Genomic DNA, 26,998 nt, shown 5'->3' on the forward strand with positions numbered 1-26,998 from the left:
CTCACGCGGCCGCCCCTTCCAGGATCTCGGTGGCCGGATTGAAGTAGCCGGCCTCGTGCGCGGCCACCCCCGCCAACCCCTTGCCCCGGTCCGCCGGCCGCTTCATGATCCCGAACGTGCCCTCGGCGATCGCCGTCAACAACGACTGCTCACCGATACGCTCCAACAGCTCGACCGCCTCCGAGAGCACCCGGTTGGCCCGCTGCTGGATGAACCCACCCGGCGCCGGCACGAAATCCTCATGCAACCCACCCGCCGCACCCAGCACGTACCGCACGTTCTGCAACGCGATGTCCCGATCCGACAACCACGGCGTCACCACCGCCTCGGTCATCATCCCCACCAGCAGAATCCCCTGCCCGGTCATCGTGCCCACCAGGTTGAAGAACCCGTCCAGCAGATTGCCCCGGAACACGTCACCCGTCATGTGCTTCGTCGGCGGCATCCACTTCAACGGCGCGTCCGGGAACAACTCCCGCGCCAACAACGCGTGCGCCAACTCCAACCGCAACGACTCCGGCACATCCGGATTGATCTCGAACGCGTGCCCCAGACCCAACTGCCAGTCCGCCAACCCCGCCTCGTGCGCGAAGAACTCGTTGAGCAACTGCGACACCGTCACCGTGTGCGCCTCGTCCACCGCGTCCGCCGTGGTCAGGTAGTTGTCCTCACCGGTGTTGATGACGATCCCCGCCCGCGCGTGCACCTGCCGCGAGAACCGCTGGTCCACGAACGTACGAATCGGATTGATGTCCCGGAACAGAATCCCGTACATCGAATCGTTCAACATCATGTCGAGCCGCTCCAGGCCCGCCAACGTCGCCATCTCCGGCATGCACAGACCCGACGCGTAGTTCGTCAACCGCACGTAGCGACCCAACTCCCGCGACGAGGAGTCCAACGCCGCCCGCATCAACCGGAAGTTCTCCTGCGTCGCGTACGTGCCCGCGAACCCCTCCCGCGTCGCACCCTCCGGCACGTAGTCCAACAACGACTGCCCCGTCGACCGGATCACCGCGATGACGTCCGCACCCGCCCGCGCCGCCGCCTGCGCCTGCGGAATGTCCTCGTAGATGTCCCCCGTCGCCACGATCAGATAGATCCACGGCCGCTGCTTCGGATCCCCGAACCGCTTCACCAGCCGGTCCCGCTCCGCCCGCCGCCGGTCGATCGCCCGCACCCCCGCACCGACCGCCCGCCGCGCCGCCCTCCGCGCCGCCGTGGCCGCCTTCCCCGTCGGCACCTCGAACCGCACCGACCCCGCCGCCGCCTTCTGCGCCAGCAACGTCACGTCGCCGATCTGCTCCCGGGCCAACGCGTCGAACACCGGCAACGCCACCCCGTGCCCCAACCCCACGTCCGCGACCACCGCGTCCACGAGCCGGTTCACCCACGGAATCCCGTCCGGATCGGCACCGGAAACACCGGCCAGCCGCAACACCGCCCGCTCCACCGACACCGTCGTGTGGCTACGCGCCAGATCCACCACCGGCTGACCCGCACGGCGCGCCAACTCCCGCGCCCGCGCCACCAACCGCGGATCCAGATCAAGCTTGCCCGTCACACCGTCACCCCACCCTGCGCCGCGACGGCGCCACACGCCGTACCGATGGATCGCTCGCTCACGAAGACCCTTCCTCGAAGATCACGTCACCACGCAACACCGTGCGCCGACACACCGGCAGCGGCGTCGGATCCTGCGGACCCCGCGCCTCCGGATCCGCCGCCAACAACACCGGCAAACCCCGCTCCACCCCCGCCGGCGTCGACCACACCGCGAACGTCGCCGGCGCCCCCAACGCCAACACACCCTCGTTGTCCAGCCGCACCGCCCGCCACCCACCACGGGTGTGCGCCGCGAACGCCGCCCGCACACTCATCCGCTGCGCCGGACTGTGATGCCACACCGCCGCCCGCACCGAACCCCACGGATCCAACGGCGTCACCGGCGAATCCGACCCGAACGCCAACGCCACCCCCACCGCGTGCATCGCACCCATCGGATTCGACTCCAACGACCGCGCCAAGCCCAACCGCGACTCGTACATCCGACCCGCACCACCCCACAACCGGTCGAACGCCGGCTGCATGCTCGCCACGATCCCGTACTCCACGAACCCCGCGATCAACCGCTTGTTCATGATCTCCGCGTGCTCGATGCGGTGCCGCGCCGCCCGCACCCGATCAGTGCCCAGCCGCTGCGCCGCCCCCGCGAAACCCTCCAACACCGTCGCGATCGCCGCGTCACCGATCGCGTGGAAACCACCCTGCACACCGTGCGCCGCACAGTCCAACAGATGCTCCCGCACCTGCTCCGCACTCAGATAACCGTGACCACACCCACCGTCACCGTCCAGGTAGTCCCGCGACACGTGCGCCGTACGCGACCCCAACGCCCCATCGGCGAACAGATCACCACCCGCCCCCACCGCACCCAACTCCCGGGCCCGCGCCGCACCACCCAGCTCACCCCAGTACCCGTACACCTCCGCCACGCCGTCACCCGACAACGCCAACAGACCCGTGAAGTCCTCCTCGTCGGAGATCTCCGGACCACCACACTCGTGCACCGCCGCGATACCCAACGACGCCGCGTGCCCCAACGCCGCCCGCTGCGCCGCCACCCGCTGCTCCCGCGTCACCGACGCGAACGCCGCCGCCCGCACCACGTGGTGCGCGTCGCGCCGCAACCACCCCGACGCGTCGTACCCCACCGCCGACACCACCTGCGGACACGCCGCCAGCAACGCCGCCGACACCAACGCCGAATGGATCGACGCCTGCGACAGATAGACCCGCCGCCCCCCGGCCGCCCGATCCACCATCGCCGCGTCCGGCAACCGCGGCACCGGCCAACTCGACTCGTCCCAGCCGTGCCCCAGCACCACCGCGTCCGACGGCAACCCCGCCGCGAACCCCGCCACCGCGTCCAACAACTCCGCCGCCGAACGCACCCCCGACAGGTCCAGCCCCGACAACGCCAACCCCGTGTCCGTGGCATGCACGTGCGCGTCCACGAACGCCGGCGTCACCAACGCCCCGTCCAGATCCACCACCCGATCGGCGGACGGCGCGTCCGCGTCCACCCCCAGCCAGGAGATCCTGCCGTCGGACACCAGCAGAGCCGTCGCGCTCGGATCGGCCGGGCAGTGCAGCGTCCCGCCGCGGTACAGAGTCGAGGGGTTCGTCATGACCATCAGTCTGCCGCGAGTCGCGCCTCGAACAACGCCCGCACCCCCGACTCCGACCGCAGCAGACCGAGCGCGAACTCCGCGTGCCCCGGCACGTAACCGTTGCCGACCAGCATCGTCACGTCCGCCGCCAGGCCCTCCGCCCCCAACGCCGCCGCCGCGAAACTCGTCGCCATCGAGAAGAACACCACCGTGCCGCCGTCCGCCGTCGCCAGCACCGCACCGTGCTCACAGCCCGGCACGTCCACGCACACCACCGTCACGTCCGCCGGCGCCCCCAACGCCGTCGTCACCGCCGTCGACAACGCCACCGGATCCCGGGCGTCGGCCAACGCCACCGCGTCCGCCAACCCCACCGCCGCCAGCGCGTCCCGCTCCGCCACCACCGGCACCACCCCGACCGTACGGGCGGCACCCGCCCGCCGCGCCGCCGCCAGCGACAGCGACCCGCTCTTGCCCGCGCCACCGATCACCGCCACCCGCACCGGCGCCGCGTCCCCCGCCCGCTCCCGCTCCGCCACGTACCGCGACACCACCCGCGCCGTCAGCGCCGGCGCCCCACACACGTCCAGCACCGCGAGGGACAGCTGCGCATCGAGATCCGCCGGCAGCACCGCCGCGATCGACCGGGCGAACAGGATCGCGTACCCGTCGCACGGCACCTGCTCGCTGCGCCCGTCCCAACGGGCCAACCCGTCGAGGATCGTCAGCGGCGTCAACGTCAGCGACACCAGGGTCGCCACCCGCTGCCCCGCCCGCAGCCCCAGCGGGGAGCGCCGCCCCGCCTCCTCCACCGTGCCGATCAGCATCCCGCCCGACCCCGTCACCGGGTTCTGCATCTTGCCCCGCGCGGACACGATCTGGAGCACCTCGGCGCGCACCGCGTCGCCGTCCCCGCCGTGCTTCTCCCACAACTGCCGGAAGCTCGCAGCGTCCAGGTTCAACCGCTCCACCCGGATACGCACCTCGTTCGGCGCGATCTCCGGACTCGCGTCCAGCCGCCACGCGGCCTGCGGCAGCACCCCCGCCGGTTCGACAACGCGGTGCAGACCCACCGGTGACGTCACGCCGACCTCCCCCTGTCACGCCGCTCGAAGCCCCGGCCAGGGCTCGCGTAGCGGGAAAACTTACGGCAGACTAATTTCTTCACCGAATATTTTCCAGTAGCCTTCGGGATCGCTGATCAACCCGCACCACATCGAGGAGGGGCCGTGACCCAGACCCAACCGGTGGAGACCCTGCCCCCGCCCCACCCCGCGCCGGTCGCGGTACCCACCGCCGGACAGCCCTACGAATACCGTCGTGCGCCCCTCGTCGAGCCCGACTGGACCCGCTTCCCCGGCTGGCGCCACATCACCCGCGAGCAGTGGGAGAACGCACAGTGGCAGCGCGTCAACTGCGTCAAGAACATCAAGCAGCTGCGCACCGTCCTCGGCGACGCGGTCGACGAGTCCTTCTACGCCGACCTCGAGGCCGACCAGAAGGCCCTGGCCACCATGTCCATGCTGGTGCCGCCACAGATGATCAACACGATGGTGCCGTTCGCGCCGATGACCACGGAGGCGTTCCTCGCCGACCCCATCCGGCGCTACATGATCCCCGTCGCCTCCGACCGGCGCACCGACTGGCCCTCCCACCCGTACGCCAGCCGCGACTCCCTGCACGAACACGACATGTGGGTCGCCGAGGGCCTCACCCACCGCTACCCCACCAAGGTCCTCGCCGAACTGCTCTCCACCTGCCCCCAGTACTGCGGGCACTGCACCCGCATGGACCTCGTGGGCAACTCCACCCCCGCCGTCGACAAGCTCAAGCTCACCCTCAAGCCCGTCGACCGCTACGACGCCCACATCGGCTACCTCAAGGCCCACCCCGGCGTCCGTGACGTCGTCGTCTCCGGCGGCGACGTCGCCAACGTGCCGTGGAAGAACCTCGAGTCCTACCTGATGCGGCTGCTCGAGATCGAGACCATCCGCGACATCCGCCTCGCCACCAAGGCCCTCATGGGCCTGCCCCAGCACTGGCTCCAGCCCGACGTCGTCGAGGGCCTCGAACGCGTCGCCCGCACCGCCGCCCGCCGCGGCGTCAACCTCGCCATCCACACCCACGTCAACCACGCCCAGTCGCTCACCCCGCTGGTCGCCAGGGCCGCCCAGACCGCCCTCGACGTGGGCGTACGCGACGTACGCAACCAGGGCGTGCTCATGCGCGGCGTCAACGCCACCGCCCCCGACCTGCTCGACCTCTGCTTCGCCCTCCAGGGCGAGGCGGGAATCCTGCCGTACTACTTCTACATGTGCGACATGATCCCCAACGCCGAGCACTGGCGGGTGCCGGTCTGGCACGCCCAGCAGCTCCAGCACGACATCATGGGCTACCTGCCCGGCTACGCCACCCCGCGCATCGTCTGCGACGTCCCCTTCGTCGGCAAGCGCTGGGTGCACATGCTCACCGAGTACGACCGCGACCGCGGCATCTCGTACTGGACGAAGAACTACCGCACCTCCATCGAGTCCGCCGACGCCGAGGCGCTCAACAAGCGCCACGCCTACTACGACCCGATCGACACCCTGCCCGAGACCGGGCAGCAGTGGTGGGCCGAGCACCGCAACGACTGACCCCGCCCGCGACACCGTCACCCCCGGAGCCGACCACCGGCCCCGGGGGTGACGCGTTTCCGGCCCCGACAGGCCGCGTCGCGGCCTCCACCACTCCCCCGGCGAGGTGCGGACCGCAGGCACTCCGCGTTCGGCCCTCTGGCCGCTCCAGGTTGCTTTCACCGGTCCCGGCTGAGGCACCGCCCTCTCAGGTCGTCGCCTGCGGCTTGTGCGACGGCCCGCACACCCGCTAGCGCATCCTAGGACACTAGGTGGAGGGGTGGAGCGCGTCGTCTGGTTGACTGGGGAGATGGGAGAGCTTCTGCTGATCCGGCACGGCGAGACCACCTGGAGCGCCAGCCGCCGGCACACCTCGTACACCGACCTCCCGCTCACCCCCGACGGCGAGCGGCAGGCCCGCACCCTCGGCCGGTTCCTCGCCGGCCGGCGCTTCGCCGCGGTCCTCACCAGTCCCCGCGCCCGGGCGCTGCACACGGCGCGGCTGGCCGGCCTCACCGTCACCGGCACCCTCGACGACCTCGCCGAATGGAACTACGGCGAGTACGAGGGGCGCACCACCGCCGACATCAGCGACGACCACCCGAACTGGTCCATCTGGACCGACGGCTGCCCCGGCGGGGAGTCCCCCAACCAGGTCGGCGAACGCCTCGACCGGGTGCTCGCCCGGGTCCACCCGCTGCTCGACCGGGGCACCGTCGCCCTCGTCGGGCACGCCCACAGCCTGCGCGTGCTCGGCGCCCGCTGGGTCGGCCTGCCGCCCTCAGCCGGCGGGCTGCTGCGGCTGGACACCGCCACCGTCAGCGTGCTCGGCCACGAGCACGGCCGACGGGTCATCCTGCGGTGGAACCAGCCGGTTCCCCCGACGCCCGGGAACGCACCCGAACGTGGGGCTCGGCACTGATCTTCGGCGGCCGGTTCTCGTACGGCGTCGACAGCACCACCGTCGTACGGGTGGTGACGTTCGCCGCCGTCCGGATCTCCTGGAGCAGCCGCTCCAGGTCCGCCGGGCTGGCCACCCGCACCAGCAGGAGGTAGAAGTCCTCCCCCGCCACCGAGTAGCACGAGTCGATCTCGGGCAGGTGGGCCAGCCGCTCCGGCGCGTCGTCGGGCTGCGACGGGTCGAACGGCCGGATCGCCACGAACGCGGTCAGCGGCAGGTCGAGGGCCTCGAAGGAGACCCGGGCGGCGTACCCCTTGATGACGCCGCGCTGCTCCAGGCGGCGCACCCGCTGGTGCACGGCGGAGACCGACAGGCCCACCCGCTCCGCCAGATCGGTGTACGACAGCCGACCGTCAGCGGTCAGCGCGGCGATGATGGCGCGGTCGATCTCCTCCACGGCGTGCAACCTACCGGGAAAACCGCGCCACGGCGACGACGCGGCCCGCCGGCGCGACGCGGCACACGCGCCGGCCGGCGGGACGACGCCCGTCAGCCCTTCGCCAGCGCCCGGGAGATGACCAGCCGCTGGATCTGGTTGGTGCCCTCCACGATCTGGAGCACCTTCGCCTCACGCATGTAGCGCTCCACCGGGTGGTCGGCCACGTAGCCGGCCCCGCCCAGCACCTGCACCGCGTCCGTGGTCACCCGCATCGCCACGTCGGTGGCGAAGAGCTTCGCCTTCGCCGCCTCGATCGAGTACGGCCGCCCGGCGTCACGCAGCCGGGCCGCCGCCAGCGTCAACGCCCGGGCCGCGGAGATCTGGGTCGCCAGGTCGGCGAGGGTGAACCCCAGCCCCTGGAAGTCGATGATCGCCTTGCCGAACTGCTGGCGCTCCCGGGCATAGCCGACCGCGTAGTCCAGCGCCGCCTGGGCCAGCCCCACCGCGCAGGCGGCGATGCCGAGGCGCCCCGAGTCGAGCGCGGACATCGCGATGGTGAAGCCCGCCCCCTCCCCGCCGATCAGCCGCTCGGCCGGCACCCGGGCCGAGTCGAAGGCGATCTGCGCCACCGGGGAGGCGCGCAGCCCCATCGTGCGCTCGGCCGCCTGCGGCGCGATGCCCGGCGTGTCGCGGTCGGCCAGCAGGCAGGAGATGCCCTTTGGACCGGGCCCGCCGGTGCGGCAGAAGATGTTGTAGAAGTCCGCCACCTGGGCGTGGGTGATCCACGCCTTGGTGCCGTCGACCAGGTAGGCGTCGCCGTCGCGTACCGCCCTCGTGGTCAGCGCGGCGGCGTCCGAGCCGCCCTGCGGCTCGGACAGGCAGTACGCCCCGAGCAACTCCCCGCCGATCATGTCGGGCAGCAGCTTGCGCTGCGCGTCGGTGCCGAACTGCGCCAGGGGGTAGCAGGACAGCGTGTGCACGCTGACCGCCTCGGCGACCGCGAGCCAGCGGCTGGCCAGGATCTCCAGCACCTGGAGATAGACCTCGTAGGGCTGGGCGGCGCCGCCGTGCTCCTCGGCGTACGGCAGGCCGAGCAGGCCGGCCCGCCCGAGGGTACGCAGCACCTCGCGGGGGAACTCGGCGCGCTCCTCGAACCCGGCGGCCCGTGGCGCCAGCTCCCGGTCGGCGAGTTCGGTGGCGAGGTCGAGCAGGTCGTGGGCCTCGTCGGTGGGGAGGATCCGGTCGACAGTCATAGCGCGATGAGCTCCGTGGGGGTGGTGTTGAGCCGTTGCACGCCGTCCGGGGCGCAGACGACGATGTCCTCGATACGGGCGCCGTGGCGGCCCGCCAGGTAGATGCCCGGTTCGACGGAGAACGCCATCCCCGCCTCCAGCGGGCGGGCGTTGCCGGCCACCACGTAGGGCTCCTCGTGGCCGTCCAGGCCGATGCCGTGGCCGGTCCGGTGCAGGAAGGCCGCGCCGAACCCCGCGGCGGCGATCGGCTCGCGGGCCGCCGCGTCGACGTCCTCGGCGGTCACCCCGGGGCGCACCGCGGCCACCGCGGCGCGCTGGGCGGCGTGCAGCACCGCGTAGTAGTCGACGAACTCGGCCGGCGCAGGGGCGCCCGCGACGTAGGTGCGGGTGCAGTCGGAGCGGTAGCCCGAGGGCATCGTCCCGCCGATGTCCACGACGACAGGTTCGCCAGCGCCGATCGGGCGCTCGGAGGTGCCGTGGTGCGGGCTGGCGCCGTTCGGGCCGGCGGCGACGATCACGAAGTCCACGCTCACGTGGCCGGCGGCCCGGATCGCCGCGGCGATGTCGGCGCCCACCTCCGCCTCGGTGCGTCCCGGCCGCAGCCACTCCCCCATCCGCCGGTGCACGGCGTCGATCGCCGCGCCCGCCTCGGCCAGCGCCGCGACCTCGGCCGGGGACTTGCGCACGCGCATCTCGCGCAGCACCTCGGAGGCCAGTCGTTGGACGGCGCCGGGCAGCGCCGCGCGCAGGGCCAGGACCTGCTCGGCCCACATCCGGTCGGCCAGCCCGACCGCCGCCACCGGTCCGCCGAGGGCGGCGACGAGCAGCGGGTACGGGTCGCTGCCGTCGGCGTGGTCGACGATGCGTACGCCGGTGGCCGGCGCCGGGGACGCCTCGGCGGCCGGCCGCTCCAGGGTGGGCACGATCAGGGTCGGCTCCCCCTGCGCGGGCAGCACCAGGCAGGTGAGCCGCTCCCCCTCGTGGGCGTCGTAGCCGGTCAGGTAGCGCAGGTCGGAGCCGGGGGTGAGCAGCAGCGCGTCCAGGCCGGCGGCGGCGGTGGCGCGCTGGGCGTCGGCCAGCCGTCGGGGCGGATACAACTCGTCGGATGCCACCCGGTCAGCTTAACGGTCGTTCGGGCGCCGCCCCAGCCCGCCCGGCTCCAGGGGAGCGCTCTCCGATCCATCGAGCGTCGTCGTTGACGCCACAGTTAACACTCCTTAGGATTTGGCTGCCTCGAGGATGTCCGCCCGTCCCACCCGTACCCCCGCTTCCCGGCGCCGGTCGCCGACGCGGGCGGCACGGCCGCCGCAACCCGCCCACGGGAAGGCCCCCGATGCCCTCATCGCTGCCCCGCCTCAGGTCGGCCCTCGCCGCCGGCCTGCTCACCCTGGCCACCGCCGCCGCCACCCTCACCCTGAACCCCGCCCCCGCGCAGGCCGCCGCGGTGCCCGACGGCTTCCGCAGCGTGGGCTACCTGCCGTCCTGGACCGGCGACGTCAACGCCGTGCAGTACGGCAAGCTCAGCCACGTCAACTACGCGTTCGTGCTGCCCAACGGCGACGGCACGCTGCGCCCGGTGGAGAACCCCGCCAAGCTCTCCCAGCTGGTCTCCCGCGGCCACGCCAGCAACGTCAAGGTGTCGATCGCGATCGGCGGCTGGAACAACGGCGACGACTCCGCCTTCGAGGCGCTCGCCGCGAACGCCGGCAGCCGCACGACGTTCGTCAACAACGTGGTCGCCTTCGTCAACCAGTACGGCCTCGACGGCGTCGACATGGACTGGGAGTACCCGGACCCGGGCGCCTCGGCCACCAACTACACGGCGCTGATGCAGCAGCTGGCCGGCGCCCTGCACAGCCGGGGCAAGCTGCTCACCGCCGCCGTCGTCTCCGAGGGCTGGTACGCCGAGGGCGTGCAGCCCGCCGTGTTCGGCCACGTGGACTGGCTCAACATCATGGCGTACGACGGCGGCAGCCCACACGCCAACTACGACTGGTCGATCAACGCCGTCAACTACTGGAAGTCCCGGGGCCTGCCCGCCCGCAAGGCGGTGCTCGGCGTGCCGTTCTACAGCCGACCCGGCTACCACACCTACGCGTCGCTGGTCGCCATGGACCCGGCCAACGCCAACCGCGACTGCACCACGGTCGGCGGGACCCAGCAGTGCTACAACGGCGTCCCCACCGTCAAGCGCAAGACCCAGTGGGCCATGGCCAACGCCGGCGGCATGATGAACTGGGAACTCAGCCAGGACACCACCGGGGCGACCTCCCTGGTCAGCGCCATCTACGACACGGCCACCGGGGGCACGACCCCGCCGCCCGTCGGGCGGACCGGCCCGATCACCGGGATCGGCGGCAAGTGCGTCGACGTGGCCGCCGCGAACACCGCCAACGGCACCGCCGTGCAGCTCTACGCCTGCAACGGCACGAACGCCCAGAGCTGGACGGTGGGCACCGACGGCACGCTGCGCGCCCTCGGCAAGTGCGCCGACGTGGCCAGCGGCTCCACCGCCAACGGCGCCAAGGTGCAGCTGTGGGAATGCAACGGCACCGGCGCCCAGGTCTGGCAGGCCCAGTCCAACGGCACCCTACGCAACCCGCAGGCCGGCAAGTGCCTCGACGCCACCGGCAACAGCTCCGCCGACGGCACCCGGTTGCAGATCTGGGACTGCTTCGGCGGCGCCAACCAGGTCTGGCGGCTGCCCGCCTGAGCGGCGCACGCGGCCCCGTCGCCGCCCCGGCGGGACGGGGCCCGCCGCCCGTCGACGGTGCGGTCCCGCCGCCGTCGGCCGGCCCGCGTCAGTCGGCGCCGTCCAGCACCGGCGGCAGCGCGGCGGCGAGCCGGCGGACCCGGTGCGCGTGGGTCAGCACGTCCACGCTGTCGACGTACTGGTCGACCGCGCCGAGCGGGGCACACGCGCGCAGGGCCGGGTCGGTGATGGCGGCGCGCAGCGCGGCGGCGAGGCGACCCGCGTCCAGGACCAGGAACGGCCGGGCGTGAAACGGCTGGGGCCGGGCACGCACCGGCGCCGCCAGGCCGGTGCCGTCGGTCCAGGCGGCGACCGCCGCCAGCGCCCGGACCAGCCCGTCCTCCCGCCCCCGCCAGTCGGCCTGGCCGAGCGCGTCGGCCAGGGCCGCGACGACGGGCGCCGCGTCCGGCAGCCGGGCGAACACCGTGCCGAGCCACTTGTCGTACGGGGGCCAGCGGCGGTGCAGCAGCAGGCCGAGCCGCATCAGGTCCCGGGCCAGCCCGGCGGCGACCACCCGGCTGCCCAACTCGTCGCCGCTCTCCGCGCAGCGGCCGGGCAGGTGCTCGGCCTGCGCGACGCGGGTCCACGCGGCGGCGAGCACGTACCGCCACACGTCGTCCGGATACCACGCCAGCGCCGCCCGGGCTGCGGTCAGCGCGCCGTCGAGGCCGTCGTGGAAGATCGCGCCGCCGGTCACCTCGGCCAGCCGCTGCGTCGGGGTGGCCAGCCAGTCGGCCGTGCCGACGCCGCCGGCCGGGTCGAAGCCCAGCCGGTCGTGCCACCAACCGCCCAGCTCGTGCACCGTGACGCCGTGGCGGCTGCCCGCCCGGTCGGCCACCCCCAGCCTGCCGTGCCCGGTGAACCGGGTCGGCCAGCCGAGGAACTCCGCCGGCAGGTCCGCGTCCAGCGCCGCGCGCAGGGCCGGGATGCGCCCCGCGTCCGGCGCGGCGACGAAGAGCTGCCCCCGCGGGCCCCAGTCGTGGTCGGTGGAGCGCGGGGTGTCCAGGCCGAGCAGTTCCGAGCCGCCGTCGAGCAGACCGGCCGCGTACGGCAGGTCGGGAAGGCGGCGACGCAGGATCGGCGCCAGCACCTCGTCGTGGAACCGGCGGCCCAGCGTCAGGCCGGCAACGAACGTCACACCGGCAAGTCTGCGCCCGGGGGCGGCGCTCCCGCAGCCCGGTTCCGCCGCCGCCGGCCGTACCCGCCGATAGGCTGGGCGCGGACGGGTCGCCGACGGGAAGGAGCGACCGCCGTGGCAGCGACGGAACGCGAGCGCGCCGCGACCCGACGCCGTCGGCTGCTCTGGGCGGGCGTCCTCGCGGTGGCGGGCCTGGTGCTGCTGGTCGTCGGCCTGACCGTCGCCGACGGCACGGCGGCCTGGCTCGAGGTGGCGGCCGCGATCGTGCTGCTGCTGGTCAGCTACGGGCTTCAGTACGTGGCCCGCCGCGAGACGCTGTACCGCGACGACGACCGTCCCTGATCCGCCGCGCCGTGCCCCCTGATCGTCGGTGGGGTGTGCCAGGCTGTCGGGCGTGGCACACCGACCCCCGATCCTGCTCATCGACGCGCCCAGTCTCTACTTCCGGGCCTACTTCGGCATCCCCGAGTCGGCGGCCCGCGCCGCCGACGGCAGCCCCGTCAACGCAGTGCGCGGCTTCCTCGACATGCTGGCGAGCCTGATCCGCACCCGCCGACCCGACCGGATGGTCTGCGCGATGGACCACGACTGGCGGCCCGACTGGCGGGTGGCGCTGCTGCCGTCCTACAAGGCGCACCGGGTGGCCCCCGAGGGCGGCGAGGTGGTGCCCGACACGCTCAGCCCGCAGGTCCCGCTGATCCTGGAGGTGCTCGACGCCGTCGGGATCACCCACGTCGGCGCGGCCGGCTACGAGGCCGACGACGTGCTCGGCACCCTGTCGGTGACGCAGCCGGCGCCGGTCGAGGTGGTCTCCGGGGACCGGGACCTGTTCCAGCTCGTCGACGACGCCCGCCCCGTGCGGTTGCTCTACGTCGGGCGGGGCGTGGCCAAGCTGGACGACTGCGACGACGCCGCGGTGCGCGCCCGCTACGGGGTGCCGGCGAACCGGTACGCCGACTTCGCCGCCCTGCGGGGCGACCCCAGCGACGGGCTGCCCGGGGTGGCGGGCGTGGGCGAGAAGACGGCCGCCCGGCTGGTCGAGCGCTACGGCGACGTGGCGGGCATCCTGGCCGCCCTGGACGACCCGGGCTCCGGCTTCGCCCCCGGGCTGCGCACCAAGCTCGCCGCCGCGCGGGACTACCTGGCCGTCGCGCCGAAGGTGGTCCGGGTCGCCCTCGACGTGCCGCTGCCCGAACTGCCCACCGCGCTGCCGACCGCCCCGGCCGACCCCGACCGGCTGCTGGAGCTGGCGGGCGAGTGGAACCTGGCCGGCTCGGCGCGCCGCCTCGTCGACGCCCTCGCGCAGCGGGCCTAGCCCGCCCCGACGCAGCGCGAGCCCGGTCGACGGCCGGCGCTCAGCGCGGCGGGTCGTTCCGGCGCGCCGGGAACGGGGTGCCGGGGCTACCGAGCGTGGAGCGGGCCCGCAGCCCCACCGGGTCCGGTGCCGCCACCGCCGTGGCCTCGGCCGGCTCCCTCTCCCGCAGGCTGCCGACGTACGCGGCGGCGGCCCGGTCCTCGGCGGTGGGGGCGGCCAGCAACGCGTAGACCAGCCCCACCACGCCGAACACCACCGCGAGGACGATCGGCACGAGCAGGGTGCTGACGCCGGCGCCGGTCACCTCGCCCTGCCGGGTGTGCGGGTGCACCGACATGGCGCTCATCCCGGTGAAGTGCATGCCGTTGACCGCGACGCCCATCAGCAGCGCCGAGCCGACGATCGCCAGCCCCCGCCGGACGGTCATCGCCAGCCAGAGCGCCACGGTGGCCGCGACCACCGCGATCACGACGGAGAGCACGACGCGCGTCGTGTCGTAGTCGATCCGGCCGTTGAGCCGCATGGCGGCCATGCCGGTGTAGTGCATCGCGGCCACCCCCGCGCCGGTGAACAGACCCCCGGCCAGCAGCCGTACGGCGGAGAACCGCCCGGTGCCGACGATGGCCAGACCGATGCCGACCGCGACCACCGCGATCAGGGCGCTGGCCACGGTGATCGGCACGTCGTACCGGATCCGGGTGCCTTCCACGGCGAAGCCGAGCATCGCCATGAAGTGCATGGTCCAGATGGCCGTACCGCCGATGGCCCAGGCCGCCAGGGTGCCCCACCAGGCGCGTTGGCCGGCGCTGCCCGCGGTGCGGATCCGGCTCGCGCAGATCAGCCCCAGGGCCGAGCCCAGCACCGAGAGCGCGTAGCTGAGAGCGGGGGTGATCCACCCGTACTCAAAGTGATTTATCTCCGCCATCGCGGCCTTCCTCGGATCGATTACCGGCGCGTGCCGCAGCAATGATCGAGGATGCTCCCACCAGGCAATACGGCACCCCCCGCACAACTCGGGGGGTGCCGTCGCGATGACTGTGCGATGCGTCGATTTCGGTCGCCGGTTACCGACGGTGACGATCAGGCGGTGGCGTGGTAGGCCAGCACGCCCCGGTTCACGGCGCCGATCGCCTGCCGGGCGGTCGACCTGAGTTCCGTCGAGGCGCCGCCCGAGTCGGCGAGCTGGCCGAGCAGGTCGACCACCTGCCGCGCCCACCGGACGAAGTCGCCGGCCGGCATCTCACCGTCGATCTCGTGGCCGCTGCCGAGGACCTTCGCGAGCGCCTCGCCGCGGGCCCAGCGGTAGACCGGCCAGGCGAAGCCGAGGTCGGGCTCCCGGGTGCCGGTGAGGCCGCGGGCCGCCTCGTCGGCCTCGATCTCGCTCCACAGCTTGAGCGTCTCGTCGACCGCTTCGGCCACCGGGCCGCGCGGCAGCGACGCCCGCTCGTCGACGTCGCGGCGGGCCTCGAAGACCACCACCGAGACCGCCGCCGCCAGTTCGGCCGGGGAGAGCCCGTCCCACACCCCGCGTCGCAGGCACTCGGCGACCAGCAGGTCGGCCTCGGTCCAGATCCGGCCGAGCATCCGGCCGGCGTCGGTCACCGTCCCGTCGGGAGTCAGGTAGCCCCGGGCGGTGAGCAGGGCCACGATCCGGTCGAACGTGCGGGCCAGCGACCCCGTCCGACCGGCCACCCGCTGCCGCAGCTCCTCGGTGTCCTTCTCCAGGCGGCGGCGCCGCTCCGCCCAGCGGGCGTGCTCCTCGCGGTCGGGGCAGGCGTGGCAGGGGTGCCGGCGCAGCTCGGTGCGCAGCTGGCTGAGCCGGTGGTCCTCGCCGACCGCCTGCCGGGAACGGCCACCCCGCCGGCCGCCGTGGCGGTCCAGACCCGTGCCGCTGACCTCGGCGGCCAGGTCCCGCCGGGCCGCCGGGGACCGGTGGTTGAAGTGCTTCGGCACCCGGATGCGCGCCAGCACCTCGGCGGGGGTCGTGAAGTCGCCGGGGCTGACCCGGCCCGCCCAACGGTCCTGGGTGAGCACCAGTGGCCGGGGCTCACCGAAGCCGCCGGTCGCCGGGTCGAGCACGACGGCCAGGCCGGCCCGCCGACCCGACGGCACGCGGATCACGTCGCCGACCCGCAGCCGCTCCAGCGAGGCCACCGCGGCGGCCTTGCGCTGGCTCTGCCCCTGCCGGGCGATGGCCCGCTCCCGGTCGCCGATCGCCACCCGCAACGCGAAGTACTCGTCGAAGTCGCCGTGGTGGCAGGCCGCCTCCGCGCCGTACGCCTCGATGGTCTCGGTGTTGCGCTGCACCTGGCGGGCCAGGCCGACCACGGAGCGGTCCGCCTGGAACTGGGCGAACGAGGACTCCAGCAGCGCGCGGGCCGGCTCGGCGCCGACGGTGCCGACCAGGTTGACCGCCATGTTGTACGACGGCCGGAAGCTGGACCGCAGCGGGTACGTGCGGGTGGAGGCGAGCCCGGCCACGTGCCGAGGGTCGGTCTCTGGGGACCAGACGACGACGGCGTGCCCCTCGACGTCGATGCCCCGCCGGCCGGCACGGCCGGTGAGCTGCGTGTATTCCCCCGGCGTCAGGTCGACGTGCGCCTCGCCGTTGTACTTCACCAGGCGCTCCAGCACGACGCAGCGGGCCGGCATGTTGATGCCGAGGGCGAGCGTCTCGGTGGCGAAGACCGCCTTGACCAGGCCCCGGACGAAGAGCTCCTCCACGACCTCCTTGAACACCGGCAGCATGCCGGCGTGGTGGGCGGCCAGCCCGCGCTCCAGCCCGTCGAGCCACTCCCAGTAGCCGAGGACGGTCAGGTCCTCGCCGGGAATGGCGGTGACCCGCGACTCGACGACGCGGCGGATCTCCGCCCGCTCGTCGGGAGAGGTCAGCCGCAGGCCGGCGGCGAGGCACTGCTGCACGGCGGCGGCGCAGCCGGCGCGGCTGAAGATGAACAGGATGGCCGGCAGCAGCCCCTCGCGGTCGAGCCGGTCGACGATGTCGGGGCGCATGGGGCCGCGCCAGCGGGGCCCGCGCCGCCCGGCGCCGGGGCCGGCGCTGCGGCCCTCGCCGAGCTCCAGTCGGCGCATGGTGTCGCGGGTGTATCGCAGCAGCTCGGGGTGCACGTCGTGCTTGCGGGCGGCGTCGGCGTCGTGGAACAGGTCGAACATCCGCTTGCCGACCAGCATGTGCTGCCACAGCGGCACCGGGCGGTGCTCGCTGACCACCACGGCCGTCTCGCCGCGCACGGTGACCAGCCAGTCGGCGAACTCCTCGGCGTTGGACACGGTGGCCGACAGGGAGACCAGCGTGACCGAGGCGGGCAGGTGGATGATCACCTCTTCCCACACCCCGCCGCGGAAGCGGTCGGCGAGGTAGTGCACCTCGTCCATCACCACGTACGCCAGGCCGTCGAGGGTGGCCGAGCCGGCGTAGAGCATGTTGCGCAGCACCTCGGTGGTCATCACCACCACCGGGGCGTCGCCGTTGATGGCGTTGTCGCCCGTGAGCAGCCCGACCTGCGCGGCGCCGTAGCGGTCGACCAGGTCGTGGTACTTCTGGTTCGACAGGGCCTTGATCGGGGTGGTGTAGAAGCACTTGCGCCGGCGGGGCGGGGACGCCTCGGCGCCGGTCGCCGTCGCGTCGCCGTCGGCGGGCGCCGGGGTGCCGCGCAGCGCCAGGTGTACGGCGAACTCGCCGACCACGGTCTTGCCGGCACCGGTCGGGGCGCACACCAGCACGCCGCTGCCCCGCTCCAGCGCCTGGCAGGCCTCCCGCTGGAAGTCGTCGAGATCGAACCCCAGGTCGAGGGCGAACTCGTTGAGTGCCGGGAACTGTGAGGCCTGCGCGGCCCGGCGGCGCGCCGCGGCGTACCGCTCGGCGGGGCTCGACATGTCTCCAAGATTAATGCGTGCCGCCGACAGTCACCGGACAAGGCCAACCGGCAGCCGGGTCGGGGGCGGTCGGTAGGGTGCACGACGTGCCGGATCATGCCGAACCGCCCCACGCCCCGCGCGGCGCCGACGACGCCGCCCGTCCGGATCCGTCCCGCCGGCCGGTGGAGGCGGTCCTGCTCGACTTCCACGGCACCCTGGCCCAGGTGGAGGAGCCCCGGGAGTGGGTCCTCGCCGCCGCGGCCGCCTGCGGGGTGACGCTGGAGCGGATGCGGGCCACCGCGCTGGCCGACCGGTTGCTGACCGCCGGCCGGGCGGGCGGGCCGCTGCCGACCCGGGTGCCGCCCCGGCTGACGGAGCTCTGGGCCGACCGGGACCTCTACCCGCACGCCCACCGGGGCGCCTACACGGGGCTCGCCGAGACCGTGGACGCGGGCATCGAGGGCTTCGCCGAGGCGCTCTACGAGCGGGTGCTGGTGCCCGAGGGCTGGGTGCCCTACCCGGACACCGCCCCGACCCTGGCCGCGCTGCGCGCCGGGGGCGTACGGGTCGCGGTGGTCAGCAACATCGGCTTCGACATCCGGCCGCACTTCGAGGCGTGGGGGCTGGCCGGGCTGGTCGACGCGTTCGTGCTGTCGTACGAGGTGGGGCGCTGCAAGCCGGACCCGGGCATCTTCCTGCGCGCCTGCGGGATGCTCGGCGTCGACCCGGAGCGGACGCTGATGGTGGGCGACACCCCGGCCGACGCGGGCGCCGTGGCGGCCGGGTGCGCGGCGCTGGTGCTGCCGGCCGCCGAGGCGGGCCGGGCCAACGGCCTGGGTGCCGTGCTGGACCTGGCCGGGGTCGGCGAGCAGAGCTAACAAAACGTCGACAGCACCGTTAACACACGGCGCTAACGCGAAGACGTTATCGTCGCTGTCATGATCACCGAGACGTCGCCCCGGGACCGGATCGTCCGGGCCGCCGCAGCGCTGCTCGCCGAGGGAGGCCGCGAGGCGGTCTCCACCCGGGCGGTCGGCCGGGCGGCGGGAGTGCAGGCGCCCACGATCTACCGCCAGTTCGGCGACATGCGGGGGCTGCTGGACGCGGCGGCCAGCTACGGGTTCGCCGCGTACCTGCACGCCCAGGCGGCCGGTGACCTCGCCGGCGACCCCGTCGACGACCTGCGCCGGGGCTGGGACCTGCACGTCGGCTTCGGGGTGACCAACCCGGCGTTCCACGCCCTCATGTACGCCGACCCTCGCCCCGGCGAGACCCCGACCGCGACCCGGGTCGCCGCCGACATCCTGCGCCAGCTCGTGCAGCGGGTGGCCGAGACGGGCCGGCTGCGCACGGGCGTCGACGAGGCGACCGAGATGCTGCACGCCACCGCCTGCGGGACCACCCTCACCCTGATCCGGACCCCGCCCCCGCAGCGCGACCCGGCCCTGTCGACCCGCACCCGGGAGGCGATGCTCGGCGCACTGGTCAGCGACTCCGCCGCCGCCCGGGCGACCTCCCGGGCGGACCGTCCGCTCCGGCACGCGGTGGCGCTGCGCGCCGCGCTGGACACGCTCACCACGGACCTCACCACCGCCGAACGCACCCTGCTGGCCGAATGGCTGGACCGCATGACCAGATCCACCCCCTGACCCACGCGTCGATCACGCACTTCTGGTGCCGGTCTGCACCGCACGACGGCTTACGTGGAGCCTCAACTCCATGATCGACATCGTCGGACGGGGACGACGCCGGGAGAGGGGCGACGGGGTCAGCGGAGGAGGTGGAGGGCGGCGGGGGTGGCCGTGACGGTCAGTGGGAGGGGCAGGGCGCGCTCGCCGTCGGCGTACGTGGTGATGCCCTCGGCGCTCAACTCGACCGTACGGGCGCGGTAGCTGCGCACCAGCGGGTGCGCCACGTGGGTGCCCTGGTAGATGCGCGGCTTGACCCGCATCAGGGTGCGCCGGTCGAACCGGCCGCCCACCACCACGTCGAGCAGGCCGTCGGTCGGGTCCGCGTCCGGGCAGATCCGCATGCCGCCGCCGTAGCTGGCGCAGTTGCCCACCGCCACCAGCACGGCGTCCACCTCGTGCGCCACCCCGTCGAGGCGCAGCGTGTAGCGGCGCGGGCGCAGCCGGGCCAGCTCCACCAGGATCGCCAGGTCGTAGCGGCGCGGACCGCTCGGCCAGCGCATCCGGTTGGCGCGCTCGTTGACGATCGCATCGAAGCCGGCGGCGAGCACCGCCCCGTACCAGCGCTGCGTGCCGTCGGCCCCCGTCATCCGGGCCAGGTCCACGGGGCGGGTGCGGCCGTCGCGCAGGGCCGCGGCGATGACGTCGACGGCGGCGAGCGGGTCGGCCGGGAAGCCGGTGTCGGCCGCGAAGTCGTTGCCGGTGCCGGCGGGCACCGGACCGAACGGGACGGCGGTGCCGGCGACCGCCTGCACCGCGCGGTGCACGGTGCCGTCGCCGCCGACCACGACCAGGGCCGACGCGCCGTCGCGCACGGCCGCGCGGCAGGCCGCCTCGGCCTCGTCGGCGGTGCCGGCGCGCAAGGGGCGTACGGGCCGGCCGGCGGCCGCGAGCCGGTGCAGGACCTGCGGCAGCAACCCTCGGTACCGACCCCGGCCCGCGGTCGGGTTGGCCAGCACGGCGACGGGCCCGTCGCCGACGACGGAGGGGTGATCGTCTGCGGTCACGGCGAGCACCGTACCGCCCCCGGCCGGGGTGGGAGCACCGCCCACCGTGCGCCCGGCCACCCGTCGGCGGGGCACCTCACGCCCGGACGCAACTGACTTTTGTCATGGCCGACCGTGCGGCACGCATTCGTCGTCATGACTGAACGCACTGGAACCGCCATGGCCCGAACGGACAGACTCATATCCGTCGGCAGGCCGAGCACATCGGCCGAACGACAAAGGCATCGACCGAACAGCGGAGGGAGTCGTCACGGTGGACGAGCGTTACGACAGCTACTGCGCCGCCGACCGGCTCTTCTACGATTCCCTCGGCAGCGCGGTCGAGCAGCCCACGTTCGCAGCGGCGCAGCGACCCGTACCCGACGGCTGGCGCTCCGAGCCGCTCGACGACTGGCTGATCTACGCCCCCGACGGCGGCACGCTGCCCCAGCAGGGCTGGAAGATCCACGTGTCGGCGACGCTGGGCAACGCCGAGCGGGTGCTCGACACCATCTGGGACTACTGCGTACCGCGGGGCCTGTCCTTCAAGTTCCTCCGCGGCCCGCGCACCCTGCTGCTGCGCAACTCCAAGTACGCCTCCCGGGCGGCCAGCGGCAAGTTCGTCACGGTCTACCCCCGCGACGACGCGGAGCTGGAGCTGGTGTGCAAGGAGCTCGACGAGCTGCTCGCCGGCGAACCGGGCCCGTACATCCTCAGCGACCTGCGCCACGGCGCCGGCCCGGTGCACGTGCGCTACGGCGGCTTCGCCGCCCGCTACTGCCACTCCCCCGACGGCCAGGTGGTCCCGGCGATCGAGGACGACACGGGCACGCTGGTGCCCGACCGCCGCGACCCCGTGTTCCACGTGCCGTCCTGGGTGACCCTGCCCGACTTCCTCGCCCCGCACCTGGCCGCCCGCAACGCCACCAGCACCGACGAGGTGCCGTACCGGATCGAGAAGGTCATCCACTTCTCCAACGGCGGCGGTCTCTACGTCGGGCGGGACGTGCGCACCGACACCCAGGTCGTGCTGAAGGAGGCCCGGCCGCACGCCGGCCTCGACGCCGACGGCACCGACGCCGTCGCCCGCCTGGCCCGGGAGGCCGACGCGCTGCGCCGCCTCGCCGACCTGCCCCAGGTGCCCCGGGTGCACGACGAGTTCACCCTCGGTGAGCACCGGTTCCTCGCGCTGGAGTTCATCGAGGGCCGCGCGCTGAACAAGGTGCTGGTCGACCGGTACCCGCTGATCGACGCCGACGCCACGGATGCCGACCGTGCCGAGTACACCCGGTGGGCGCTGGACGTGCACCGGCAGGTCGAGGAGGTTGTCACGGCGATCCACGACCGCGGCCTGGTCTACGGCGACCTGCACCTGTTCAACGTCATGGTCCGCCCGGACGACCGGATCGCGCTGGTCGACTTCGAGGTCACCGCGCCGATCGACGGTCACCGCCGGCCGGGCCTGCGCAACCAGGGCTTCGCCGCACCCCGGGACCGCACCGGTCCCGCCGTCGACCGGTACGCCCTGGCCTGCCTGCGGCTGGCGCTGTTCCTGCCACTGACCCAGCTCGTCCGGCTCGGGCCGGACAAGGCCGCGCACCTCGCCGACGTGATCGCCGCGCACTTCCCGGTGCCGAGGGACCTCCTCGACGCCGCCGTACGGGAGATCACCGGCGCCGAGGCGTCGGACGCCGGAGCGGCGCCCGACCTGACGGTCGACGTCGGGCCGGCCCACCGGGACCGCCTCGCCCGGGCGATCCTCGCCAGCGCGACACCCCAGCGGGGCGACCGGCTCTTCCCCGGTGACATCGAGCAGTTCCGCAGCGGCGGGCTCAACCTCGCCCACGGCGCGGCCGGCGTCCTGTACGCCCTACACGTCAGCGGCGCCGGGCAATGGCCGGAACACGAGCGGTGGCTGGTCCGCCACGCCACCGCGCCCGCCTCGGGCACCCGGTGCGGCTTCTACGACGGCCTGCACGGCGTCGCGTACGCACTGGAGGCGCTCGGCCGCCGGCAGGACGCCCTCGACGTGCTCGACATCTGCCTGCGCCAGCCGCTCGACGGCCTGGACCACAGCCTCTCCGGCGGCCTCTCCGGCATCGCGCTCAACCTGGCGGAGCTGGCCGGGCGCACCGGCGAGACGGCACTGCGCGACGCGGCCTGGCGGGTCGCCGAGCGGGTGGTCGACCAGCTCGCCGACGACCCGGGGCCGGACATCAGCGGTGGGCGCAACCCGTACGCCGGGCTGCTGCGCGGCCGGACCGGGCCGGCGCTGCTGCTGGTGCGGCTGCACGAGCTGACCGGCGAGCAGTCCCTGCTGGACCACGCCGCCACGGCCCTGCGCCAGGACCTGCGCCGCTGCGTGGTACGCCCCGACGGCGCGCTGGAGGTCAACGAGGGCTGGCGCACCATGCCCTACCTCGGGCAGGGCAGCGTCGGCATCGGGCTGGTGCTCGACGAGTACCTGCGTCACCGCGCCGACGAGCGTTTCGCCGAGGCCAGCGCCGGCGTACGCCGCGCCGCCCGGTCCCCGTTCTACGCGCAGTCCGGCCTCTTCGCCGGGCGGGCCGGGATCGTGGTTTACCTGGCGGCGTACCCCGACGATCCGCAGCGCCGCCGCGAACGCGACGCCCAGGTGGCCCGGCTGGCCTGGCACGCCCTGCCCTACGGCGACGGCACCGCGTTCCCGGGCGAGCAGCTGCTGCGGCTGTCCATGGACCTCGGCACCGGCACCGCCGGCGTGCTGCTGGCCCTGGCCGCCGCACGGCCCGACGACCCGGTGAGCCTGCCGTTCCTCGCGCCCCTGGCGGGCGCCCCCGACTCCCTCGCCTCGGCGAGGGCGACCGACCCGACCGACCAGCACGGAAGGAGGTGACACGACATGGCGCTTCTGGACCTCCAGGGCCTCGAGATGGCCCCCGCCGACCGCACCGGCGGCGGCAGCCGGGCGAGCCTGCTGCTCTGCGGCGACAGCTCGCTGTCCGTCACGACCTGCAACTGAACCGAACGCCTTCACCGGCGACATGCAGGGCACGACCATCCGACCGACCAGCACACAAGGAGATGATCGACATGGCGCTTCTCGACCTTCAGGGCATGGAGATGGCCCCCGCCGACCGCACCGGCGGCGGAAGCCGCGCGAGCCTGCTGCTCTGCGGCGACAGCTCGCTGTCCGTCACGACCTGCAACTGATCAGGTCATCACGCGAGGCCCTGGGCGGATGGACGTGTCCGCCCAGGGCCGCACGTCTTCTGCGGGAGGACCGATGCGGACGCCGACCGGCTCCGACCGGCTGCTGCGCCGGGTGGTCCGCGACGGCGGCGGATGGACGGTCCTGCTCGGCGCGGTGGCGCTCACCGGCGCCGCCGCCGAACTCGCCCTGCCCGCCGCGCTCGGGCTCGCGGTCGACGCCGCCGTCGCCGGCGACGGTGGCGCCTGGTGGCCGGCCGCCGCCTGCGGCCTGATCGCCGTCCTCATGCTCACCGACATCCTCGGCGACGTGGCCAGCGGATACGGCGCGGCCCGGGCAACCGCGCGGCTTCGCCGGCGCCTGCTGCGTCACCTCTTCGCCTGCGACGTGCGCACCGTCCGCCGCCATCCGGTGGGCGACCTGGTCGGCCGACTCGTCGGGCAGGCCGCCGACGCCGGGCAGGCGGGCACCGCCGTGGTACTGGGCGTCGTCGCGCTGCTCCCTCCGGTCGGCAGCGTCGTGGCGCTCACCCTGCTCGAACCGCTGCTCGGCCTCACCCTCCTCGGCGGGCTGGCCCTGCTCACGCTGCTCATGCGCGCCTTCGTCACGGACGCCTCCGCCGCCGTGGCCGGCTACCAGCGGGTGCTGGGGGACATCGCCGGCCGGCTGCTGGAGGCTCTCGGCGGTGCCCGCACCATCGCCGCCGCCGCGACCGTCGACCGGGAACGCGACCGGGTGCTCGCGGCCCTGCCGGAACTGCGCGGGTACGGACTGCTCAGCTGGCGGTTGCTGGCCAGGGCGAGCGCCCGCACCGCCGCCGTCGGCCCGCTGCTCCAGGTGGCCGTCGTGGCCGTCGGCGGGTATGCGCTGACCGTCGGCTGGCTCACCCCCGGCCAGCTCGTCGCCGCCGTGCAGTACGCGGCCCTCGGCGCCGGGCTCGGCGCGGTGCTGGCCACCCTGAACCGGCTGGTGCGCAGCCGCGCGGCGGCCAGCCGGATCGCCGAACCGCTGGCCCACCCCGTACGCCCCGACGGCACCGAGCCCCTGCCGCCCGGGCGGGGGGAACTGCGGCTGCGCGGGGTGGGCGTACGCGCCGACGACGGGCGAACGGTCCTCGACGGGATCGACCTGACCGTACCGGCGGGCGCCACCCTGGCCGTCGTCGGCCGCTCCGGCGCCGGCAAGTCGACCCTCGCCGCGGTGGCCGGCCGGCTGCACGATCCGGACAGCGGCGAGGTGCTGCTGGACGGGGCGCCGCTGCGCCGGCTCGCCCCGCCCGCGCTGCGCCGGGCCGTCGGCCACGCCTTCGACCGGCCCGTCCTGGTCGGCGAGACGGTGCACGACGCGATCGGGCTCGGCCTGCCCGCCACGGCGGCACGACCGCCCGCCGACGCCGCCCCGGCCACCCCGGCGGTGCTGGCCGCGGCGCGCGCGGCGCAGGTCGCCGACGTCGTCGCCCGGCTGCCCGAGGGCTTCCGCACCCGGCTGGCGGACGCGCCGTTCTCCGGCGGCGAGACGCAGCGCCTCGGGCTGGCCCGCGCGTTCCCCGCCGAGCGGCTGCTCATCCTCGACGACGCCACGTCCAGCCTCGACACCGCCACCGAACACCGCATCGCCCGCGCCGTGGCCACCGGCGCCGGCGGCCGTACCCGACTCGTGGTGACCCACCGCGCCGCGACGGCGGCGGCGGCCGACCTGGTGGCGTGGCTCGACGGCGGGCGGCTGCGGGCCGTGGCGCCGCACCGGCGGCTCTGGTCCGACCCGGCCTACCGGGCGGTCTTCGCGCCCAACGGGGACGCCCGATGAGCGGCCCCGGCGTACGCCGGACCACCTGGGCGGCGCTGCGGGCCCGCCGCCGGGCGCTGGGCCGGCTGGCCGCCTGGTCGGCCGTCGAGGCCCTGCCGGCGCTGCTCGGCGGCGCGCTCGTGGCCCGGGCCGTGGACCGGGGCTTCCTGGCCGGCCAGTTCGGCACCGGGCTGGCCTGGCTGGCCGGGCTCGCCGCGGCGGTGCTGGTCGGCGCGGCGGCCAGCGGCCGGGTGTACCGCAGCCTCGGCGCCGTGGTCGAGCCGTTCCGCGACGAGTTGGCCGCCCGGGTGGTGTGGGGGGCGCTGCGCGACGCCACCCGGGCCGGCGGCCGGGCGGACAGCGCCACCGTGGCCCGGCTGACCCATCAGGTCGAGGTGGTCCGGGACACCTTCGGCGGGCTGCTGCTGGTGGTCCGCGGGTTCCTGTTCACCGCCGGCGCGGCGCTGCTCGGCCTGTTCGCCCTGGCCCCACCGCTGGCGGGCGCGGTGGCCGCCCCGCTGCTGGTGGGGCTGGCCGTGTTCGCCGCGTCGCTGCCGGCCATGGTGGCGCACCAGCGGGCGCAGGTGAGCGCCGGCGAGCGGCTCGGCCGCTCGGCCGCGTCGGCGTTGGCCGGGCACCGCGACGTCGTGGCCTGCGGCGCGCAGGAGCGCGTGGTGTGCGACGTGGACCGGCGGGTCAGGGCGCAGGCCGACGCGGAGCGGACGCTGGCCCGGATGGCGGCGCTGCGCAGCCTCAGCCTCGGGGTGGGCGGCTGGCTGCCCGTGGTGGTGCTGGTGCTGGCCGCGCCGTGGCTGGTCCGGCAGGGGCTCAGCGCCGGGGCCGTGCTGGGCGCGCTGGTCTACGTCACCACCGGGCTGCAACCGGCCCTGCACGCGGTGGTGCAGGGTGTCGGCGGGGGCGGTCTGCGCTACGCCGTCACCCTGGACCGGATCCTGCGCACCAGCCCGCCGCCGGGGCCCATTCCCCTGCCGTCCGCCGGCCCGGCGACCGACGGCGCCGCCGACCCGGCGACCCGCGACGACGCCGCGTCGTCTCCCCTCGCCGCCGGCCCGCAGACCCGCACCGGCCCGGCCGGGAAAGCCGCCAGCGGCAGCGCGCCGCCGGCGGTCGCGCTGCGGGGGCTGACCTTCCGGTACGGCCCGCACGCCCGCCCCGTCCTGACCGACCTCACCCTGACCGTGGCGGCCGGCGAGCACGTGGCCGTGGTGGGGCCGAGCGGCGCCGGCAAGTCCACCCTGGCCGCGCTGGTCGCCGGGCTCGTGCCACCGGAGTCCGGCACGGTCCACCTGGCCGGCGTGCCGACCGCCGGCACCGCGCCGCAGGAGCTGGCCCGGCTGCGGGTCCTCCTGCCGCAGGAGGCGTACGTGCGCACCGGTTCCCTCGGCGACAACCTGCGCTACCTGCACCCCGGGGTGGACGACGCGACGGTCCTGGCCGCCGTACGCACCCTCGGCGCCGGTCCCCTGCTGAGCCGCCTCGGTGGCCTCGACGCCGACCTCGACCCCGCCGACCTCTCCGCCGGGGAGCGCCAACTCGTCGCCGCGGTCCGGGCCTACCTGGCCCCCGCGCCGCTGGTGATCCTCGACGAGGCGACGTGTCACCTGGACCCGACCCTGGAGGCGACCGTCGAGCACGCCTTCGCCCGCCGGGGCGGCACCCTGGTGGTGATCGCGCACCGGATCAGCTCAGCGACCCGCGCCCGCCGGGTGGTGGTCTTTGACGGCGACCGCCCCCTCGTCGGCACCCACGACGACCTGCTGGTGCGCTCGCCCGTCTACCGTGAGCTGGTCGGGCACTGGGAGGACGTGGCACCGCCGGCCCGCGTGCCACTCGGCCGGGCCTGAGCACCCGCCGCCGCCACCGTCG

Annotated in this window: 22 protein-coding genes; 12 read left to right on the top strand and 10 right to left on the bottom strand. The window is 74.5% G+C overall.

All coding sequences use genetic code 11. From position 1 onward, the window contains the following. Nucleotide 1 precedes the first annotated feature (1 nt). From kamD to kdd, 3 genes are read right to left on the bottom strand one after another with little or no spacing between them, the layout of a single operon-like run. Nucleotides 2-1,564 (bottom strand): lysine 5,6-aminomutase subunit alpha, encoded by a 1,563-nt coding sequence (gene kamD, locus AC5L34_RS19800; RefSeq protein WP_441177675.1) that lies wholly within the window; start codon nucleotides 1,562-1,564, stop codon nucleotides 2-4. A 58-nt stretch (nucleotides 1,565-1,622) separates the two neighbouring features. Next, on the bottom strand, nucleotides 1,623-3,191 hold the full coding sequence (locus AC5L34_RS19805; protein ID WP_441177673.1) for an amidohydrolase: 1,569 nt from the start codon (nucleotides 3,189-3,191) through the stop codon (nucleotides 1,623-1,625). Between the two features lie 5 nt (nucleotides 3,192-3,196). Beyond that, nucleotides 3,197-4,258, bottom strand: coding sequence for an L-erythro-3,5-diaminohexanoate dehydrogenase (gene kdd, locus AC5L34_RS19810; RefSeq protein ID WP_494826333.1), 1,062 nt, complete (start codon nucleotides 4,256-4,258; stop codon nucleotides 3,197-3,199). A gap of 144 nt (nucleotides 4,259-4,402) precedes the next feature. On the opposite strand from kdd, the gene AC5L34_RS19815 reads away from it, so the two are divergent. Together AC5L34_RS19815 and AC5L34_RS19820 are read left to right on the top strand one after the other, a co-directional pair. Continuing rightward, nucleotides 4,403-5,809 (top strand): KamA family radical SAM protein, encoded by a 1,407-nt coding sequence (locus AC5L34_RS19815; protein ID WP_363899749.1) that lies wholly within the window; start codon nucleotides 4,403-4,405, stop codon nucleotides 5,807-5,809. A gap of 289 nt (nucleotides 5,810-6,098) precedes the next feature. Further along, complete coding sequence (locus AC5L34_RS19820) at nucleotides 6,099-6,710, top strand: histidine phosphatase family protein (protein ID WP_357976524.1); 612 nt, start codon at nucleotides 6,099-6,101, stop codon at nucleotides 6,708-6,710. Here the strand turns inward: AC5L34_RS19820 and AC5L34_RS19825 are convergent. From AC5L34_RS19825 to AC5L34_RS19835, 3 genes are all read right to left on the bottom strand, one after another. Next, nucleotides 6,640-7,146: an Lrp/AsnC family transcriptional regulator gene (locus AC5L34_RS19825; RefSeq protein WP_363899745.1), complete on the bottom strand. Its 507-nt coding sequence runs from the start codon at nucleotides 7,144-7,146 to the stop codon at nucleotides 6,640-6,642. The two genes, AC5L34_RS19820 and AC5L34_RS19825, sit on opposite strands and share 71 nt — an antisense overlap. 92 nt (nucleotides 7,147-7,238) lie before the next feature. Beyond that, nucleotides 7,239-8,381, bottom strand: coding sequence for an acyl-CoA dehydrogenase family protein (locus AC5L34_RS19830; RefSeq protein ID WP_441177672.1), 1,143 nt, complete (start codon nucleotides 8,379-8,381; stop codon nucleotides 7,239-7,241). Further along, the gene (locus AC5L34_RS19835; RefSeq protein ID WP_441177671.1) at nucleotides 8,378-9,493 is read right to left on the bottom strand and encodes a M24 family metallopeptidase; all 1,116 of its coding nucleotides are present in this window, start codon (nucleotides 9,491-9,493) and stop codon (nucleotides 8,378-8,380) included. Before AC5L34_RS19835 ends, AC5L34_RS19830 begins: the two co-directional genes overlap by 4 nt. A gap of 221 nt (nucleotides 9,494-9,714) precedes the next feature. Between AC5L34_RS19835 and AC5L34_RS19840 the strand changes: the two genes are divergently transcribed. Next, on the top strand, nucleotides 9,715-11,094 hold the full coding sequence (locus AC5L34_RS19840; RefSeq protein WP_494826337.1) for a glycosyl hydrolase family 18 protein: 1,380 nt from the start codon (nucleotides 9,715-9,717) through the stop codon (nucleotides 11,092-11,094). An 88-nt stretch (nucleotides 11,095-11,182) separates the two neighbouring features. On the opposite strand, the gene AC5L34_RS19845 is transcribed toward AC5L34_RS19840, so the two are convergent. Beyond that, nucleotides 11,183-12,271 (bottom strand): DUF4037 domain-containing protein, encoded by a 1,089-nt coding sequence (locus tag AC5L34_RS19845; RefSeq protein WP_494826338.1) that lies wholly within the window; start codon nucleotides 12,269-12,271, stop codon nucleotides 11,183-11,185. A 114-nt stretch (nucleotides 12,272-12,385) separates the two neighbouring features. Between AC5L34_RS19845 and AC5L34_RS19850 the strand changes: the two genes are divergently transcribed. Beyond that, nucleotides 12,386-12,613: a DUF3040 domain-containing protein gene (locus AC5L34_RS19850; protein WP_494826340.1), complete on the top strand. Its 228-nt coding sequence runs from the start codon at nucleotides 12,386-12,388 to the stop codon at nucleotides 12,611-12,613. Between the two features lie 52 nt (nucleotides 12,614-12,665). Then, nucleotides 12,666-13,586: a 5'-3' exonuclease gene (locus AC5L34_RS19855; protein ID WP_363899728.1), complete on the top strand. Its 921-nt coding sequence runs from the start codon at nucleotides 12,666-12,668 to the stop codon at nucleotides 13,584-13,586. A gap of 40 nt (nucleotides 13,587-13,626) precedes the next feature. Here the strand turns inward: AC5L34_RS19855 and AC5L34_RS19860 are convergent, their stop codons facing one another. Further along, nucleotides 13,627-14,511 (bottom strand): MHYT domain-containing protein, encoded by an 885-nt coding sequence (locus AC5L34_RS19860; RefSeq protein ID WP_494826342.1) that lies wholly within the window; start codon nucleotides 14,509-14,511, stop codon nucleotides 13,627-13,629. Nucleotides 14,512-14,666: 155 nt separating this feature from the next. Beyond that, complete coding sequence (locus tag AC5L34_RS19865) at nucleotides 14,667-17,480, bottom strand: DEAD/DEAH box helicase (protein ID WP_441177666.1); 2,814 nt, start codon at nucleotides 17,478-17,480, stop codon at nucleotides 14,667-14,669. An 86-nt stretch (nucleotides 17,481-17,566) separates the two neighbouring features. Between AC5L34_RS19865 and AC5L34_RS19870 the strand changes: the two genes are divergently transcribed. Together AC5L34_RS19870 and AC5L34_RS19875 are read left to right on the top strand one after the other, a co-directional pair. Beyond that, nucleotides 17,567-18,340 carry an HAD family hydrolase gene (locus tag AC5L34_RS19870; RefSeq protein ID WP_441177665.1) on the top strand — a complete coding sequence of 258 codons (774 nt, stop codon included), beginning with the start codon at nucleotides 17,567-17,569 and terminating at the stop codon, nucleotides 18,338-18,340. A 60-nt stretch (nucleotides 18,341-18,400) separates the two neighbouring features. Further along, nucleotides 18,401-19,111 carry a TetR/AcrR family transcriptional regulator gene (locus AC5L34_RS19875; RefSeq protein ID WP_494826345.1) on the top strand — a complete coding sequence of 237 codons (711 nt, stop codon included), beginning with the start codon at nucleotides 18,401-18,403 and terminating at the stop codon, nucleotides 19,109-19,111. A gap of 119 nt (nucleotides 19,112-19,230) precedes the next feature. Here AC5L34_RS19875 and AC5L34_RS19880 read toward each other — a convergent pair whose 3' ends face one another. Beyond that, a complete protein-coding gene (locus AC5L34_RS19880) occupies nucleotides 19,231-20,166 on the bottom strand; it encodes a diacylglycerol kinase (protein ID WP_494826401.1) in 936 nt (311 codons plus the stop codon). Nucleotides 20,167-20,410: 244 nt separating this feature from the next. On the opposite strand from AC5L34_RS19880, the gene lanKC reads away from it, so the two are divergent. The 5 genes from lanKC to AC5L34_RS19905 all read left to right on the top strand — a co-directional run bounded on the left by lanKC (nucleotide 20,411) and on the right by AC5L34_RS19905 (nucleotide 26,976). Continuing rightward, a complete protein-coding gene (gene lanKC / locus AC5L34_RS19885; protein WP_494826346.1) occupies nucleotides 20,411-23,011 on the top strand; it encodes a class III lanthionine synthetase LanKC in 2,601 nt (866 codons plus the stop codon). 6 nt (nucleotides 23,012-23,017) lie between these two features. Continuing rightward, nucleotides 23,018-23,137: a SapB/AmfS family lanthipeptide gene (locus AC5L34_RS19890; protein WP_013734295.1), complete on the top strand. Its 120-nt coding sequence runs from the start codon at nucleotides 23,018-23,020 to the stop codon at nucleotides 23,135-23,137. Nucleotides 23,138-23,208: 71 nt separating this feature from the next. Continuing rightward, nucleotides 23,209-23,328 carry a SapB/AmfS family lanthipeptide gene (locus tag AC5L34_RS19895; RefSeq protein WP_089003486.1) on the top strand — a complete coding sequence of 40 codons (120 nt, stop codon included), beginning with the start codon at nucleotides 23,209-23,211 and terminating at the stop codon, nucleotides 23,326-23,328. Nucleotides 23,329-23,401: 73 nt separating this feature from the next. After that, nucleotides 23,402-25,132, top strand: a complete 1,731-nt coding sequence (locus AC5L34_RS19900; RefSeq protein ID WP_494826350.1) for an ATP-binding cassette domain-containing protein — start codon at nucleotides 23,402-23,404, stop codon at nucleotides 25,130-25,132. After that, nucleotides 25,129-26,976 carry an ATP-binding cassette domain-containing protein gene (locus tag AC5L34_RS19905; protein ID WP_494826352.1) on the top strand — a complete coding sequence of 616 codons (1,848 nt, stop codon included), beginning with the start codon at nucleotides 25,129-25,131 and terminating at the stop codon, nucleotides 26,974-26,976. The genes AC5L34_RS19900 and AC5L34_RS19905 overlap by 4 nt, the downstream gene beginning before the upstream one ends. Nucleotides 26,977-26,998: the final 22 nt, after the last annotated feature.

The organism is Micromonospora sp. ZG13 (assembly GCF_059359355.1).